Source organism: Streptomyces sp. NPDC003943 (genome assembly GCF_053605265.1).
The window spans coordinates 1-15,358 of the sequence record NZ_JBSGIW010000033.1; the positions used below are offsets into that span (position 1 = coordinate 1).

General features: G+C 72.4%; 16 protein-coding genes. 3 read left to right on the plus strand and 13 right to left on the minus strand.

What is annotated here, in order from left to right:
* The 9 genes from ACWEV0_RS16130 to ACWEV0_RS16170 form a co-directional block, all read right to left on the minus strand.
* On the minus strand, window positions 1-338 hold a 338-nt coding region (locus ACWEV0_RS16130; RefSeq protein ID WP_453149914.1), incomplete at its 3' end, for a GTP-binding protein.
* Entirely contained in the window at window positions 338-1,276 is a 939-nt protein-coding gene (cysD, locus tag ACWEV0_RS16135) for a sulfate adenylyltransferase subunit CysD (RefSeq protein WP_453149915.1), read from the minus strand. The genes cysD and ACWEV0_RS16130, both read right to left, overlap by 1 nt.
* Complete coding sequence (gene cysC, locus ACWEV0_RS16140) at window positions 1,273-1,839, minus strand: adenylyl-sulfate kinase (RefSeq protein WP_451610556.1); 567 nt, start codon at window positions 1,837-1,839, stop codon at window positions 1,273-1,275. The genes cysD and cysC overlap by 4 nt, the downstream gene beginning before the upstream one ends.
* A complete protein-coding gene (locus tag ACWEV0_RS16145) occupies window positions 1,836-2,552 on the minus strand; it encodes a phosphoadenylyl-sulfate reductase (RefSeq protein WP_453149916.1) in 717 nt (238 codons plus the stop codon). The genes cysC and ACWEV0_RS16145 overlap by 4 nt, the downstream gene beginning before the upstream one ends.
* Window positions 2,549-2,728, minus strand: a complete 180-nt coding sequence (locus ACWEV0_RS16150; RefSeq protein ID WP_453149917.1) for a hypothetical protein — start codon at window positions 2,726-2,728, stop codon at window positions 2,549-2,551. The genes ACWEV0_RS16145 and ACWEV0_RS16150 overlap by 4 nt, the downstream gene beginning before the upstream one ends.
* Complete coding sequence (locus ACWEV0_RS16155; protein ID WP_453149918.1) at window positions 2,725-4,422, minus strand: nitrite/sulfite reductase; 1,698 nt, start codon at window positions 4,420-4,422, stop codon at window positions 2,725-2,727. Before ACWEV0_RS16155 ends, ACWEV0_RS16150 begins: the two co-directional genes overlap by 4 nt.
* Window positions 4,423-4,548: 126 nt before the next feature.
* Entirely contained in the window at window positions 4,549-4,632 is an 84-nt protein-coding gene (locus ACWEV0_RS16160; protein ID WP_389208060.1) for a putative leader peptide, read from the minus strand.
* Between the two features lie 146 nt (window positions 4,633-4,778).
* Entirely contained in the window at window positions 4,779-5,369 is a 591-nt protein-coding gene (locus ACWEV0_RS16165; protein ID WP_453149919.1) for a GNAT family N-acetyltransferase, read from the minus strand.
* A gap of 57 nt (window positions 5,370-5,426) precedes the next feature.
* Window positions 5,427-6,167 (minus strand): MmyB family transcriptional regulator, encoded by a 741-nt coding sequence (locus ACWEV0_RS16170; protein WP_453149920.1) that lies wholly within the window; start codon window positions 6,165-6,167, stop codon window positions 5,427-5,429.
* A gap of 239 nt (window positions 6,168-6,406) precedes the next feature.
* Here ACWEV0_RS16170 and ACWEV0_RS16175 point away from each other — a divergent pair, with 239 nt between their 5' ends.
* A complete protein-coding gene (locus tag ACWEV0_RS16175) occupies window positions 6,407-6,829 on the plus strand; it encodes a hypothetical protein (protein WP_453149921.1) in 423 nt (140 codons plus the stop codon).
* Between the two features lie 314 nt (window positions 6,830-7,143).
* Here ACWEV0_RS16175 and ACWEV0_RS16180 read toward each other — a convergent pair whose 3' ends face one another.
* Together ACWEV0_RS16180 and ACWEV0_RS16185 are read right to left on the minus strand one after the other, a co-directional pair.
* Window positions 7,144-8,445, minus strand: coding sequence for a GAF domain-containing protein (locus tag ACWEV0_RS16180; RefSeq protein WP_453149922.1), 1,302 nt, complete (start codon window positions 8,443-8,445; stop codon window positions 7,144-7,146).
* 405 nt (window positions 8,446-8,850) lie between these two features.
* Window positions 8,851-10,500 (minus strand): acyl-CoA dehydrogenase family protein, encoded by a 1,650-nt coding sequence (locus ACWEV0_RS16185; protein ID WP_453149923.1) that lies wholly within the window; start codon window positions 10,498-10,500, stop codon window positions 8,851-8,853.
* Between the two features lie 17 nt (window positions 10,501-10,517).
* Here ACWEV0_RS16185 and ACWEV0_RS16190 point away from each other — a divergent pair, with 17 nt between their 5' ends.
* Together ACWEV0_RS16190 and ACWEV0_RS16195 are read left to right on the plus strand one after the other, a co-directional pair.
* Complete coding sequence (locus ACWEV0_RS16190) at window positions 10,518-11,678, plus strand: YihY/virulence factor BrkB family protein (protein WP_453149924.1); 1,161 nt, start codon at window positions 10,518-10,520, stop codon at window positions 11,676-11,678.
* Window positions 11,679-11,701: 23 nt separating this feature from the next.
* Window positions 11,702-12,454: a helix-turn-helix domain-containing protein gene (locus tag ACWEV0_RS16195; protein ID WP_453149925.1), complete on the plus strand. Its 753-nt coding sequence runs from the start codon at window positions 11,702-11,704 to the stop codon at window positions 12,452-12,454.
* Here ACWEV0_RS16195 and ACWEV0_RS16200 read toward each other — a convergent pair.
* Entirely contained in the window at window positions 12,397-12,816 is a 420-nt protein-coding gene (locus ACWEV0_RS16200) for a VOC family protein (RefSeq protein ID WP_453149926.1), read from the minus strand. The two genes, ACWEV0_RS16195 and ACWEV0_RS16200, sit on opposite strands and share 58 nt — an antisense overlap.
* Window positions 12,817-12,899: 83 nt before the next feature.
* Window positions 12,900-15,221: an N-acetylmuramoyl-L-alanine amidase gene (locus ACWEV0_RS16205; protein WP_453149927.1), complete on the minus strand. Its 2,322-nt coding sequence runs from the start codon at window positions 15,219-15,221 to the stop codon at window positions 12,900-12,902.
* Between the last annotated feature and the right edge of the window lie 137 nt (window positions 15,222-15,358).

Genomic DNA, 15,358 nt, shown 5'->3' on the forward strand with positions numbered 1-15,358 from the left:
CGGGTGTACTGCACGTGGCCCGGCGTGTCGGCGAGGATGAACCGGCGGCGCGGGGTCGCGAAGTAGCGGTAGGCCACGTCGATGGTGATGCCCTGCTCGCGTTCGGCCCGCAGGCCGTCGGTGAGGAGGGCCAGGTCGGGGGTGTCCTGGCCGCGGGAGCGGGAGGCGTGCTCGACGGCTTCCAGCTGGTCGGCGAGGACCGACTTGGAGTCGTGGAGCAGCCGGCCCACCAGGGTGGACTTGCCGTCGTCGACCGAACCGGCGGTCGCGAAACGCAGCAGGGTGGTCGCCGCGAGCTCCGCGTTGCCGGCGGTCGGCTGGTCGGTAGTCGTGCTCATTAGAAGTACCCCTCGCGCTTACGGTCTTCCATCGCGGCCTCGGACAGCTTGTCGTCCGCCCGGGTGGCGCCCCGCTCGGTGAGCCGGGACGCGGCGATCTCGGTGATCACGGCCTCCAGCGTGGTGGCGTCGGAGTCCACCGCGCCGGTGCAGGACATGTCGCCGACCGTGCGGTAGCGGATCAGCCGCGTCTCGACGGTCTCGGTGTCCTTCGGGCCGCCCCAGTCGCCGGCCGTCAGCCACATGCCGTTGCGCTGGAACACCTCGCGCTCGTGCGCGAAGTAGATCTCCGGAAGCGCGATCTTCTCCCGCTGGATGTACTGCCAGACGTCCAGCTCGGTCCAGTTGGACAGCGGGAACACGCGGACGTGCTCACCGGGGGCGTGCCGGCCGTTGTAGAGCTGCCACAGCTCGGGGCGCTGACGGCGCGGGTCCCACTGCGAGAACTCGTCACGGAGGCTGAACACCCGCTCCTTCGCGCGGGCCTTCTCCTCGTCGCGCCGCCCGCCGCCGAACACGGCGTCGAAGCGGTGCTGCTGGATGGCCTCGGTCAGCGGGACCGTCTGCAGCGGGTTACGGGTGCCGTCCGGACGCTCCTTGAGCGCGCCGCGGTCGATGTACTCCTGCACCGAGGCGACGTGCAGCCGCAGCCCGTGCTCGGCGACCACGCGGTCGCGGTACTCGATGACCTCGGGGAAGTTGTGCCCGGTGTCCACGTGCAGCAGCGTGAAGGGGATCGCCGCGGGGGCGAACGCCTTCAGCGCCAGGTGCAGCATGACGATGGAGTCCTTGCCGCCGGAGAACAGGATCACCGGCCGCTCGAACTCGCCCGCCACCTCGCGGAAGATGTGGACGGCCTCCGACTCCAGGGAGTCGAGGTGCGACAGCGCGAACGGGCTGTCGGTCTCCTCGTGGACGTGAGCCACGGTGGTGGTCATGCGAGACCCCTCTCGGTGAGCAGCGTGAAGAGCGTCGCTGCCGACTCCTGCACGGTCTGGGTGTGGGACTCGATCCGCAGATCGGGGTTCTTCGGCTCGTCGTACGGGTCGTCGACGCCGGTCAGCCCGCTGATCTCGCCCGCGGCCTGCTTGGCGTAGAGGCCCTTCACGTCACGCACCGAGCACACCTCCACCGGAGTGGCCACGTGCACCTCGACGTACGCGGTGCCCTCGGCGGCGTGCCGCTTGCGGACCGCCTCGCGGCTGTCCTCGTACGGGGCGATGACGGGCACGAGCACCTTCACGCCGTTGGAGGCGAGGAGCTCGGCCACGAAGCCGATCCGCTGCACGTTGGTGTGCCGGTCCTCGCGGCTGAAGCCGAGGCCCGCGGAGAGGAACTCGCGGATCTCGTCGCCGTCGAGCACCTCGACGCGGTGGCCCTCGCCCCGCAGCCGGCCGGCCAGCTCGTACGCGATGGTGGTCTTGCCCGCGCTGGGCAGACCCGTGAGCCAGATGGTGGCACCGGTCACGTGCTTCTCCTGGGTTTCCTGAGTGTCCGTCATCCGTGCAGCCCGCACTCGGTCTTGGCGCGCCCGGCCCAGCGGCCGGCCCGCGCGTCCTCGCCCTCGAGCACCCGGCGGGTGCAGGGGGCGCAGCCGACGGAGGCGTAACCGTCCATCAGGAGCGGGTTGGTGAGGACGCCGTGCTCCGTGACGTACGCGTCGACGTCGTCCTGGGTCCAGCGGGCGATGGGGGAGATCTTCACCTTCTGGCGCTTCTCGTCCCAGCCGACGACCGGGGTGTTCGCCCGGGTCGGGGACTCGTCGCGGCGCAGTCCGGTGGCCCACGCGACGTACGCGGTCAGGCCCTCCTCCAGCGGCTTGACCTTGCGCAGCGCGCAGCACAGGTCGGGGTCGCGGTCGTGCAGCTTCGGCCCGTACTCGGCGTCCTGCTCCTCGACCGTCTGGCGCGGCGTGATCGTGATGACGTTGACGTCCATGACGGCGTCGACGGCGTCCCGGGTGCCGATGGTCTCGGGGAAGTGGTAGCCGGTGTCGAGGAAGACGACGTCCACGCCCGGCATGGCGCGCGAGGCGAGGTGCGCGACGACCGCGTCCTCCATGGAGGAGGTGACGCAGAAGCGCTTGCCGAAGGTGGTGGCCGCCCACTGGAGGATCTCCAGCGCGGAGGCGTCCTCCAGCTCGCGGCCGGCCTGCTCGGCGAGTGCCTTCAGGTCGGCCGCGGTCAGCTCCTCGGCGGACTGATCGACCGTCATATCTCGTTCCTTCCAGGGTGATTGACCGGAAGTCCGGGGGCGAGCAGCCCCAGGAACTTCAGCTGGAAGGCTCGGCTGCACGCGGCGCATTCCCAGGCGCCATGGCCCTGCTCGTTCGGACGCAGGTCCTCGTCCCCGCAGTAGGGGCAGTGGAAGGGGGCGGCTCGCTCGCTCACGACAGCGCCTCCTCGGAGGCCCTGGCCGCCCAGGTGGCGAAGCGCTCGCCGTCCGCGCGCTCCGCCTGGAAGCGCTTGAGGAGCCGCTCGACGTAGTCGGGAAGCTCGGCCGACGTGACCTTCAGGCCACGGACCTTGCGGCCGAAGCCGGCCTCCAGGCCGAGCGCGCCGCCCAGGTGGACCTGGTAGCCCTCGACCCGGTTGCCCTCGTCGTCCAGGACCAGCTGGCCCTTGAGACCGATGTCCGCGACCTGGATGCGGGCGCAGGCGTTCGGGCAGCCGTTGATGTTGATGGTGATCGGCTCGTCGAACTCGGGGAGACGGCGCTCCAGTTCGTCGATGAGAGAGGAGCCGCGGCCCTTCGTCTCGACGATCGCCAGCTTGCAGAACTCGATGCCGGTGCAGGCCATCGTGCCGCGCCGGAACGGCGAGGGGGTGACCCGCAGGTCCAGCGCCTCGAGCGCGGCGACGATCGACTCGACCTGCGCCTCCTCGACGTCCAGGACCAGCATCTTCTGCTCGGCGGTCGTACGGACCCGGCCCGAGCCGTGCGCCTCGGCGATCTCGGCGATCTTCGTCAGCGTGGCGCCGTCGACCCGGCCGACGCGCGGCGCGAAGCCCACGTAGAAGCGCCCGTCCTGCTGCTTGTGGACGCCCACGTGGTCGCGCCACTGGCCGACCGGCTGCTCGGGGGCGGGTCCGTCGGTCAGCTTGCGCTTCAGGTACTCGTCCTCCAGGACCTGGCGGAACTTCTCCGGGCCCCAGTCGGCGACGAGGAACTTCAGGCGGGCGCGGTTGCGCAGCCGGCGGTAGCCGTAGTCGCGGAAGATCGAGATGACGCCCTCGTAGACGTCCGGCACCTCGTCGAGCGAGACCCAGGTGCCCAGCCGCACGCCCAGCTTGGGGTTGGTGGACAGACCGCCGCCGACCCAGACGTCGAAGCCGGGACCGTGCTCGGGGTGGTTCACGCCGACGAAGGCGATGTCGTTGATCTCGTGCGCCACGTCGAGCAGCGGCGAGCCGGAGACCGCGGACTTGAACTTGCGGGGCAGGTTGGAGAAGTCCTTGTTGCCGACGATCCGGCGGTAGATCTCCTCGATGGCGGGCGTGCCGTCGATGATCTCGTCCTCGGCGATGCCGGCGACCGGCGAGCCGAGGATGACGCGCGGGGTGTCGCCGCACGCCTCGGTGGTGGACAGGCCGACCGCCTCCAGGCGGTTCCAGATCTCCGGGACGTCCTCGATCCGGATCCAGTGGAACTGGACGTTCTGCCGGTCGGTGATGTCGGCGGTGCCGCGCGCGAACTCCTGGGAGATCTCGCCGATCACCCGCAGCTGCTCGGTGCTCAGCCGGCCGCCGTCGATGCGGACGCGCAGCATGAAGAACTCCGCGTCCAGCTCCTCCGGCTCCAGGACACCGGTCTTGGTGCCGTCCAGTCCCTCGCGGCGCTGGGTGTAGAGGCCCCACCAGCGCATGCGTCCGCGCAGGTCGTTGGGGTCGATCGAGTCGAATCCGCGCTTGGAGTAGATCGTCTCAATACGTGTCCGCACATTGAGACCGTCGTCATCCTTCTTGAACTGCTCATTGCCGTTCAGCGGGGTGAAGTGCCCCGCGGCCCACTGACCCTCGCCACGGTGGCGCCCGGTCTTGCGGCGGGCGGTGGCGGGAGTGGGGTTTTCCGGGGTGGCGGCCATGGCGATATGTCCTTCGGGACGGCGAGAGGGCGGCTCTGACCTGCACACTCGCGCGTGGGTCGGAGGGTGGCGCGGCAGTGCGCAGCGAAACAGGACGTCAGGAAGAGTGCGGCGGTGCTGGTTTTCTCAGCGCGCCGAACAGATGGCGCTGGACATGCGGCCGAGGTCGACGTGCCGCCGACTCACCAAGGCAGTTCCAGTTCCAGACATGACGGAAGCGTGTCACGGGACTTTGGACCCAGTCCAGCTTCGTCCAGGATGTGGACAGGAGTGTCTCGCTTTACGAGACGGTGTGGCATGGGTCACGTGAAAGGGGCCCAGTTCAGGGCCCCTTTCACGTGCTGTGTGCGGATGGCTCAGGCGTACGCGCCCGGCCACGGGCCCGGCGTCTCGGCCTCCTCGGTCTGTTCCACCTTGGTGTCGAAGAGCCGGAAGCCGCGCCGCTCGTAGTTCGCCATCGCGTGCTCCCCGTCGAGCGAGCAGGTGTGCAGCCACACCCGCTTGGTCGGCGTCCGCTCCGGCCAGCGCTCGGCCAGGTCCCAGGCGCGCTCCACCCCGTACGAGAGGAGGTGCCCGCCGATCCCGCGGCCCCGGAACGCGGGGATCAGGCCGAAGTAGACGATCTCCACCACGCCGTCGTCCTGCGGGTCCAGCTCCACGTACCCGGCCGGCGTCCCGTTCTCGTACGCCACCCAGATCTCGGCGCCCGGCTTCTCGACGATCTCCTGCCACTGCGCGTACGTGAGGGAGAGCCGGTCGGTCCACCTGATGTCGCCGCCGACCGCTGTATAGAGGAAGCGGCTGAACTCCGCCGACGGCTCCCCGGCGCGCACGACCTTCAGGTCCCGGCCCTCGGGGGCGGGGACCGGGCGAAGGTCGGACGGCGAGGTCTGTTCCAGGGACCAGGTGGTGAGAGTGATGCTCTTGGGCGTGATGGGCGTGCTCATGGGCTTATCGCATCATGCGGAGCGCCGGATTCCCAGGGCGTATCTCACTGCCGGGCGTCATTCGCGGGCGGCCGCGGCCTCGGTGAGCAGTTCCGCGGTACGGGCGTCCGCCGGAAGGAAGGCCTCCAGCCGCAGCTCGGCCACCGTCACGTCGGCCGCCGTGCCGAAGCGGGTCAGGGTGGTGAGCAGCCGCAGCTCCTCGTCGCCTGCCGCGGTGCGCAGTCGCAGCGGCACCGCGAAGCCCACGTACTCCGGGCCGGGGTCGCGGGGCCGCTCCGGGACGAGCGCGGTCAGCTCGGCGATCCGAGCCGTGAGCCGGTCGTCCGGATTGCGGACAGATTCGTTCCGCATCGAGTCCAGGATGTGCCAGGCCCACTCCTCCAGGTTCACGATCCGGGGCGCGAGCCCGCGCGGGTGCAACAGCAGCCGGGCCACGTCCACCGGGGCCCGCAGCAGCTCCGGATCGGCCGTCGCGGTCAGCGCGGCGAAGGCGGCGTTGGCCGCCACGAGGTCGGCGTAGCGGTCCACGATCACCGCCGGGTACGGCTCGTGCGCCTCCATCACGCTGATCAGCGCCGTGCGCACCGGCGCGAGCGCCGGATCGTCGAGCCGGGACTCGCGGTACGCGGGGGCGTAGCCGGAGGCCAGGAGCAGGGCGTTCCGCTCGCGCAGCGGCAGCTCGAGCGACTCGGCGAGCCGCACCACCATCGCCCGGCCCGGCACCGACCGGCCGCTCTCGATGAAGCTCACGTACCGCTGCGTGGTCCCGGCCCGCGAGGCGAGCTCCAGCTGGCTCATCCGCCGCCGGCTCCGCCAGGCGCGTAACGACGGACCCACGCCGCGTGCGGGTGTCGCCGTCCCGGCGGCTGCCGTCGTCACCGTGATCTCCGTCGTGGGTGTCGTCTGCGTCGTCACGGCCCTGTGTCTACCGGAGCGGGCGCCGCCCGGCCATTCCCTGCGGGGAATTGCCGGGACGCCCGGCAGTCCGGAATCTGGACGCACACACCGACCGGACAGCCGAACGAGGAGACCCAGCCATGTCGTACCCCGACCCGCAGACCGTCGCCGACCGCTACGCCGCCGCCTGGAACGAGCCCGACCCCGAGCTGCGCCGCCGCGCCGTCCGTGAGCTGTGGCACGAGGACGCCGTCCACGTCCTCCAGCCGCCGCAGGAGATGCGCGAGGCCGCCCGCGTCATCGGCTTCGCCGAGCCCGAGCTGCGCGCCCGCGGCCACGCCGAGCTGGAAGCACGGGTGAACCGCGCGTACGAGGAGTTCGTGGCGCCCGGCACCATGACCTTCCGCGCGACGCGGGACGCGGAGCGCCTCGGGAACGTGGTCAAGTTCCACTGGGAGGCGGTGCTCGGCGAGACCGGGGAGCCGGGCGGCCGCGGTCTCGAGTTCGTCGTCCTGGCGGAGGACGGCCGGATCGCCGAGGACTACCAGTTCATCGAGAGCTGAGCACGCTGGGCATCCTGTCCAGGATGTGGACAGCGGGGTCGATCTCCCATTGCCTCCGGGGTAATCGACCCCACCCCGGCCGGCCGCGAAAGTGATCACACCGGAACGGCGGAGAGCGAAGGACTGATGGGCTTCATGCCGGGCTCGCGACTCCCCCAGAGCTTCGCCTGGGAGGTGCCCCCAGCACCGTGCCTCGCACCGTTGTCGTCGGCCGCCGATGCTCCGCATGGACTCCCTCCGCCGCCTTGCGATGCGTCCCCCAGGCCCTGCGGGCCTGGGGAGACCCCATGCACCAGACGCCGCTCCCGGAGCCGCTACGCCGTCATCGCGGCACGGGCGGCCACCACCGCCGGGGCCGTCGACTGCGGGAGCAGGTCCGCGGGGTGGGCCGGGCGGTGCAGGGCGACCTCGACCTCCTCGCTGAAGCGGTACGGGCGGTGGGCCAGGACGCCGGCCAGGTTGCGGCGGACGCGGGACATCTCGGCCCGCACCGTCACCGTCCTCGTCCGGTCGCCGAAGACGTCCTCGGCGAGGTCGGCCGCCGTGCGCCCTTCCGGGTGCAGGGCGAGCACGTAGAGGAGTTCGGCGTGCCGGGGGCTGAGCTCCTGCGACCAGCTGCCGGCCGCGCCCGAGACGGCGATCGTCGAGCGGCGCGGGCGGCTGAGGTCGAGGACGACCCGGCTCGCCGCGCCGGAGGCGGGGTCGGCCGTCGGGGGCTCGTCGTCCACCCTGAGCAGCCAGCCCCCGGGCAGCGGCTCCACCCCGCACATGCCAAGGGACGGCAGCCAGACCCGCCCCGCCCGGAAGGACTTGGGCAGCGCCAGCCGGTCCACCGGCGCCATGCCGGTCACCGCCGCCGTCCAGCCGTGCGGGTCCACGGCGATGGCGCGGCCGCCGACCCGGCAGAGGATGGGCGCGGCGACCGAGCGGAGCCGCTCGATGGACCGCAGGTGGCGCTGCCGCATCTCCGCCTCGGCGAGCTGCGCGACGGAGGCGACGAGCGCGAGCGTCGTCGGGTGGAAGCTGGACGCCGGGCCGCTGACGTCGACGATCCCGAGCAGGCGCTGGTCGCGCGGGTCGTGGACGGGGGCGGCGGCGCAGGTCCAGTTGTGCAGCTGCTGGACGTAGTGCTCGGCGGAGTGCACCTGGACGGCCCGGCCCATCGCGAGGGCCGTGCCCACCGCGTTGGTCCCGGTGTCGCTCTCGCTCCAGGCGGCGCCCTCCTCCAGGCAGATGCCGTGGGCCTGGCGCATCACCGACAGATTGCCCTCCCGCCACAGCACCCGGCCGTGCTCGTCCGTCACCACCATCATCTGCATCGAGGCGTCGGCGATCCGCGCGAGCCCGGCGCTGAGCGTGCGCATCACCTCGCCGAGCACGGTCGTGCGGCGCCGCTCCTCCAGCTCGTCGCGGCGCAGCAGCACGCTGCTGGTGCCCTGGTCGGGCTTGAGGCCGAGCCGGAACATGCGCTGCCAGGAGGCGTCGATGACCGGCCGGGGCGCGACCGGCGGGGTGCGGCCGGCCAGCGTCTCCTCGCGGACCCGGTGCAGCAGGCGGGTCGCCTGGGCGGCGTCCATGGTGGTCAGCCGGATCAGGTCGAGCTCGGTGTTGTTCAACGGTCCCTCCCAGCCACCCGCGGTGCGGTAGTAGGTGCGGTGGTGCGTGGTGTGGTGCGTGTGTGGTGCGTGCCGTGTGGCGTGCTGCGGTGCGTGCGGTGTCGTCGCGGTGGTGCTGCCGTATCGGTTCTGCAGGGTGCGCGCCACCCCGTGGCGCGCGTCCAGGCGCCCATCGTGCCGCTCCGCGGGGCGACACGCCGGGTGCTTCCCGTAATCCTGCAACCCCTTGCAACTCTGGCAACCCCCGCCCTCGTGCACGAGGCTGGAACCGAAGCGGAGGGTGGTGCCGTGTCGGCGCAGCACCACCCTCGGCTTTTCCGCGCGTGCCGACCCCCTCAGGTCCACCCCTGGCGCGCGCGGCACAGCGCCTCACTCACCTGAACGAGGGGCCCTCCGTACAGGCGTTCACGCCAGCGGCCGGGCCCGCTCCACCACCGCGCCCAGGTCCAGCGTGTGCGGCAGCGTCCCGAACGACGCGCCCCAGTCCCCGCCGAGCCGCGACGCGCAGAACGCGTCCGCCACCTCCGCCGGCGCCCACCGCACGAGCAGCGCGCCCTGCAGCACCCGCGCCATCCGCTCCACCAGCCGGCGCGCCCGTGCCTCGATCCCGTCCAGATCGGCCAGCTCGGCCAGCAGGTCCCGGATCGCCCGGTCGAGCCGGTGGTCCGCGCCCCGCGCCCGCCCCACCTCCGTCAGGAACGCGTTCAGCGCGCCCGGCTCCCGCTGCAACGCCCGCAGCACGTCGAGCGCCTGGACGTTCCCGGCGCCCTCCCAGACGGAGTTCAGCGGCGACTCGCGCAGCAGCCGCGGCAGGCCCGACTCCTCCACGTACCCGTTACCGCCCAGGCACTCCAGGGCCTCCGCCACCACCGGCGTGCACCGCTTCGTCACCCAGTACTTCGCCACCGGCACCGCGATCCGCAGCAGCGCCCGTTCGTCCTCCGTGCCGGAGTCGGCGGCGTCGTACGCCGCCGCGAGCCGCATCCCGAGCACCGTCGCCGCCTCCGACTCCAGGGCCAGATCGGCGAGTACGTTGCGCATCAGCGGCTTGTCGACGAGCAGCCCGCCGAAGGCGGCGCGGTACGAGGTGTGGTGCACGGCCTGCGCGACCGCCTGCCGCATCAGCGCCGCCGAGCCGAGCACGCAGTCGAGCCGGGTCGCCGCCACCATCCCGATGATCGTGTGCAGGCCGCGCCCCTCCTCGCCGACCGGGCGCGCCCAGGTCGACCCGTCGAACTCCACCTCGGCGGAGGCGTTCGAGCGGTTGCCCAGCTTGTCCTTCAGACGCTGGATCGCGAACGGGTTGCGCGTGCCGTCCGGCAGCACCCGCGGCACCAGGAAGCAGCTCAGTCCCCCCGGGGCCTGCGCGAGGACCAGGAACCCGTCCGACATCGGCGCCGAGCAGAACCACTTGTGCCCCGTCAGGACGTACCCGCCGTCGTCCGCCAGCGGCTCCGCCCGGGTCGTGTTCGCCCGTACGTCGCTGCCGCCCTGCTTCTCCGTCATGCCCATCCCGAGCAGCACGCCCGTCTTCTCCAGCGGTGGCCGCAGCTCCTGCTCGTACACCCGGGAGGCGAGCAGCGGCTCCCAGACGGCCGCGAGCTCCGGATCCGCGCGCAGCGCAGGCACCGCCGCGTGCGTCATCGACAGCGGACAGCCGTGCCCCGCCTCCACCTGCGAGGCCAGCAGGAACGCCGCCGCCCGGCGCACATGGCCGCCCGGCCGGCCCCACGCGCTGCCGCTGAGCCCCGCCGCCACCCCGCGGCCGAGCAGCCGGTGCCAGGACGGATGGAACTCCACCTCGTCGATCCGCCGGCCGTACCGGTCGTGGGTCCGCAGCCGCGGCGGGTTCTCGTTCGCGAGCCGCCCCCACTCCAGGGCCTGCGCCGAACCCGCCGACACCCCGAGGGCTGTCAGCTCCTCACCGGCCTCCGCCGCCGTCTCCGGCGGCAGGTGCCGCCCGACGGCCTCGACGAGTGCCCGGTCGCTCGCGTACACGTCGTACCCCACCAGCGGGGGAGCCTGGTTGGTCACGGTGTGGGTCCTTGGTGCCATGCCGATACGGTAAGGAGGTGCAGGCAGCAAACGAAACACCCGGCCGTGGCGATCGGGGCGAGGAACCGGAGCGGACGGGGCGGTCCGACCGGCGCCGGTGGCGCAGGCTCCAACGGGCCCGCGTCCTCTACCGCAACGTGTCCAAGCGGAAGATGGTCTGGCTGCTCCTCAAGGACACGGTCAACTCGTGCATCGAGTACCGCATCCTCGGCCTCGCCGCCGAAGCCGCCTTCTTCACCCTGCTCTCGCTGCCGCCGCTGCTGCTCGGCCTGATCGCCCTGCTCGGCTACGCCGACGAGTGGACCAACACCGACACCGTCGCCAGCATCCAGCAGAACATCCTGCACGCCGCCGGCACCGTCCTCTCCGACAAGGGCGTCAACGAGATCGCCCGCCCGCTCCTGGAGGACGTCACCAAGGCCAAACGCCCGGAGATCATCTCCCTCGGCTTCGCCATCGCGATCTGGTCCGGCTCCCGCGCGGTCAACGTCTTCATCGACACGATCACCGTGATGTACGGCCTCGACGGCCACCGCGGCATCGTCAAGACCCGGCTGCTGTCCCTGCTGCTCTACATCGTGGCCCTGCTCATCGGCGCGGTCGTGCTGCCGCTCGCCGTCGTCGGCCCTGACCGCCTCGTCCAGATCCTGCCCTGGGGCACCGAGGTCGTCTCGGTCCTCTACTGGCCGACGGTCATCCTGCTGTCCGTCGTCTTCCTGACGACCCTGTACCACGTGTCCGTGCCGGTCCGCTCGCCGTGGATCGAGGACATCCCCGGGGCCTTCGTGGCCCTCGGGATGTGGGTCCTGGGCAGCTTCCTGCTGCGCATCTACCTGGTCAGCCAGGTCGAGGGCCCCACCATCTACGGCTCCCTCGCCGCCCCCATCGCCGTCCTCCTCTGGATCGGCATCTCCGCGTTCGCCGTCCTCGTCGGCGCCGCCGTCAACGCCGCCATCGACCGCGTCTGGCCCTCCGTCGCCACCGCCGCCGCCCGCGAGGCCGGCGAACGCGCCCGCGCGGCCCAGGCCGCCGACCTCGTCGCCCGGCTGCGCGCCGAGGAGGACGACGTGGACGAGGACGACCCCGACATGCCGTCCGAGTTCCCGGAACGCTGGTCGAAGTTCCTGCCGCCGGACGACGTGAAGTCGCGGCTGCACGCGACCCGCGAGAAGGAATAGGCCCCGCGGCCTACTCTGGGCGGGTGTACGAGGAACGCCCCTCGCGGCTCGCCGGAGCGGTCGTCTGGACCCGGGCCGTCGCTCAGGAGACGGTCGTCCGCCCGGTGCTGCCCGACGGGTGCATGGACCTGATCTGGGCCGACGGCCGACTGCTCGTCGCCGGGCCGGACACCCGGGCGTACGTCCCCGGCAACCCCGCCGCCGGGTACGCCGGCGTGCGCTTCGCGCCCGGCGAGGCGCCCGGGGTGCTCGGCGCGGAGGCGAGCGAGCTGCGCGACCGGCGCGTGGACCTGGCGGAGCTGTGGGGCGCCCGGGCGGCGCGGCGGCTCGCCGACGAGGTGACCGGGGCGGCCGACCGGGCCGCCGCCCTGGAGGAGCTGGTGCTGCGCCGGGCCGCCGGGGCGCCCGCGCCCGATCCGCTGCTGCGGGCGGTGGTGGCCCGGCTGCGGGCGGGCGGCTCGGTCGGGGCGGCGGCGGACGAGGTGGGCCTCGGCGCGCGGCAGCTGCACCGGCGCTCGCTCGCCGCGTTCGGCTACGGGCCGAAGACGCTGGCCCGGATCCTGCGCCTGCAGCGGGCCCTCGCCCTGGTGGCGGCCGGGGTGCCGTACGCGGAGGCGGCGTACCGCGCGGGCTGTACGGACCAGGCCCATCTGGCCCGCGAGATGCGGGCCCTGACGGGAACGACCCTGACCGGCTACCTCTCCGGCTACCAGTCCGGTTACCGGTCCGCGTACAGCGAGACCGCCGCGCCGTCCGGGTCGAGCACCACCGCGTAACGCTGCCCCCAGACCGCGTCCCAGGGCTTCAGGTGCCCGCGGTGACCGGCGGCCGTGACCGCCTCGTACACCGCGTCGACCTCCTCCGGGCCCGCGCAGCGGAAGGCGAGCGCCACCCGGTCGCCGCCCGCGGGCCGCGACCGCTCGGGGTCGAAGGAGCGGACGACGTCCTCGGTGTCCCACAGCACCCGGAGACCGCCGGGCAGCGCGACCTCCACGTGCGGGGCGCTCTCGGCCCCGGCCGGGACGTCCAGCCCCAGCAGGCGGTAGAAGGCGAGCGAGGCGGCCATGTCGGCGGTGACCAGGCCGATGACGTCGAGGCGGGGCACGGGGCGTGCGGGTCGGTTCGTGTTCGCGTTCATGGCCCCATGCTGGAAGGCCCCGGGCCGACCCGTCTTGTACGGATCGGACACCGGGGCCTTCTGGCTGCCGGGAGCGGACCGGGCTACTTCAGGTAGACCAGGCCGTCCGTGGTGACCGTCGGCCGGCCGTACGTGCCCACGACCACGATCTTGACCGTGTGCTTGGCGCTGGACGCCCAGGTCTTGGTCCAGATCGCGTTGCGGTACATGGTCGTCGCCGACTTCAGGTCGACCGTGGTGACCTTGACCCCGTCCACGTACACGTACGCCTGGCCGGAGGTGGTGGACCGGGAGACCACCCAGGCCGCCGAACGGCCGGTGAAGGTCCAGGTCAGGGACGCGTTCTTGGTACCGCTCGAGTACGAGTAGCCGCCCAGGTAGCTGGACGAGGAGCGGGACGACCAGGTGCTGTACTTCGCCGCCGCGCTCTCCTGGAGGATCGCCGGGGTGGCGCCGACGGTGGCCGCGCCCTTGTTGCCCGCCTGGTCGTAGGCCGACAGGGTGAAGTAGGTCGTCACGCCCGGCTTGGCGCCGAGGACGCCGGAGACGGTCGTGGCCGGGCCGTAGGTGACGGCCGGGGTGGTGAGCCGGACGTCGCGCAGGGCCAGCGCGTCGGTCGCCTTCCAGCGCAGCTTCACCGGCGCGGACGTGGTGTTCACCGTGCCGCCCGTCAGTTCCGCGGTCGGCTTGGTGGAGAAGTAGGGCGCGGTGGTGTCGCCGACGACGGTGACGGCCGCGCTGGTCGCCGTCTTCCCCGACTGGTGGGTGGCGCGCACCTGCACCGTGTGGGAGCCGGCCGCGACGGCCGTGGAGGCCGAGGTCGCCGAACCGGCGACGGTGGCGACGGCCTTGCCGTCGACGAGCAGCTCGTTCCTGGCGATCAGCGTGGCGGGGGTGGTGGCGCTCCAGCTCACGGTGACCGGGCCGCGGGTGTAGTACTTGCCGCCGGCCGCGCCGGCGCCCGAGACGGACTTGACGGTCAGTCCGGCGACCGGGCCCGCCGCCCAGGAGCGGATCGTGCCGAGCTGGCCGTACAGGTTGTTGCCCGGGCACTCGGTGTTGTAGCCGTCCCGGTGGCCGAAGACCGTCGGGAAGGTGAGCTTGTCCCCGGAGGCCCAGGTCTTGCCGAAGTAGTTGCCGCCGGCCGCACCCGGGGTCAGCGTCGTGGTGCTGTTGGGGTCGATCCCGTACTGGCCGAGCTTCCACGCGGCGAGCCGGGCCACCGAGGTCAGCGCGGCGGCCGTCGGGGCGGCGGTGTTGTAGTCGCCGAGCATGGAGATGCCGGCGGTCTCGGAGTTGAAGCCGTAGGTGTGCGCGCCGAAGACGGGGCGGTCGACACCGCCCTTGCGGCCCTCGTAGAGGACACCGCACTTGTCGACCAGGAAGTTGTAGCCGATGTCCTTCCAGCCGTTCGACTTCACGTGGTACGTGTAGATGCCACGCACCAGCGCGGGGCCGTCGGCGCACGTGTACGTGTTGGAGTCGACGGTGTGGTGGACCACGACCGCCTTGACCGGGCCCGGCAGATAGGCCGGGGCCTCGGGGCTGATGGACTCGTCCGCGCCCCACTGGGCGCGGGACATGATGGGCGGCTGCGGCACCGTGGACGGCGGGGCCGGCGGCACGGAAACGGTCGGGGTGGCGCTCGCCGTCGCCGAGGCCGAGTCGGTCGGCGCGGGCGAGGTGGTCGCCGTGTCGGTCGGGGCCGCCGTGTCCGTCGGCGTCGCGGCGGTGTCCGACGGCGAGGCCGTCGCGGTGTCCGTCGGGGCGGGGTCGGTCGTCTGGTCGGGCGTCGGCTCGGTGGTCGTGCCGGTGCCCGGGTCCGTGGTGGTCGGAGTGTCGGTCGGGGTCGGGTCCGTGGTCTCGGCGCCGGCCGCGCCCTCCATGACGTACGCGGCCGTGTCGATCGAGCTCGTCCTGGACCTGCCCGGGTCGATCATGTCCAGTCGCAGCCCGGCCGGGAGCTTGGCCGTGGTCTTGCCGCCCGCGACGACCCGGACCTCCACGCCGTCGGACGGGCCGACCCACGCGGGCTCGGTGCCACCGCGCCGCGCGCCCTTCTCGACCTGCTCGTTGTCGCCGTCGAGGTGCACCCAGCGGCCCCACGTGTCCGTGCCGGCCTTGCGGGCGCGGGCCTCCACGCTGCCGGTGATCTTGGCGGACGGATCGGACCAGGTGACGCCGAGCATGCTGAACGGCTTGGTGTCCTGCTGTGCGAGGGTCGCGCTGTGCCCGTTCGCGTCCGTCTTCAGGCCGAGTGACCTCGCCTCGGTGTGGACCGGTCCGGAGCCGCCCTCGTCGTCGAGGGAGCCGGTCGGGTTACCGGTCACCCCCTGGAAGACGAGGATCCCGGACAGACCGGCCGCGACCGCCGCAGCCGTACCCCATATTCGACGCCGCCGCATGCGGCCCCACCCCATCGTTGTGTCAGTGGCTGGATAGGTACGTTCGATTGCCTGATCGGCGGGAGGAACATACCGGAGGGTCGAACTTCGGTTGCCACCGGGGGAGGTGCTGGGGAGGTGTCGGGGAGGGCGGCGGG

Bases quoted from the DNA above. Each gene is read 5' to 3' on its own strand.
- cysD (WP_453149915.1), bottom strand. From the start codon at position 1,276: ATGACCACCACCGTGGCTCACGTCCACGAGGAGACCGACAGCCCGTTC.
- cysC (WP_451610556.1), bottom strand. From the start codon at position 1,839: ATGACGGACACTCAGGAAACCCAGGAGAAGCACGTGACCGGTGCCACC.
- ACWEV0_RS16145 (WP_453149916.1), bottom strand. From the start codon at position 2,552: ATGACGGTCGATCAGTCCGCCGAGGAGCTGACCGCGGCCGACCTGAAG.
- ACWEV0_RS16155 (WP_453149918.1), bottom strand. From the start codon at position 4,422: ATGGCCGCCACCCCGGAAAACCCCACTCCCGCCACCGCCCGCCGCAAG.
- ACWEV0_RS16160 (WP_389208060.1), bottom strand. From the start codon at position 4,632: ATGTCTGGAACTGGAACTGCCTTGGTGAGTCGGCGGCACGTCGACCTC.
- ACWEV0_RS16165 (WP_453149919.1), bottom strand. From the start codon at position 5,369: ATGAGCACGCCCATCACGCCCAAGAGCATCACTCTCACCACCTGGTCC.
- ACWEV0_RS16170 (WP_453149920.1), bottom strand. From the start codon at position 6,167: ATGAGCCAGCTGGAGCTCGCCTCGCGGGCCGGGACCACGCAGCGGTAC.
- ACWEV0_RS16175 (WP_453149921.1), top strand. From the start codon at position 6,407: ATGTCGTACCCCGACCCGCAGACCGTCGCCGACCGCTACGCCGCCGCC.
- ACWEV0_RS16185 (WP_453149923.1), bottom strand. From the start codon at position 10,500: ATGGCACCAAGGACCCACACCGTGACCAACCAGGCTCCCCCGCTGGTG.
- ACWEV0_RS16200 (WP_453149926.1), bottom strand. From the start codon at position 12,816: ATGAACGCGAACACGAACCGACCCGCACGCCCCGTGCCCCGCCTCGAC.
- ACWEV0_RS16205 (WP_453149927.1), bottom strand. From the start codon at position 15,221: ATGCGGCGGCGTCGAATATGGGGTACGGCTGCGGCGGTCGCGGCCGGT.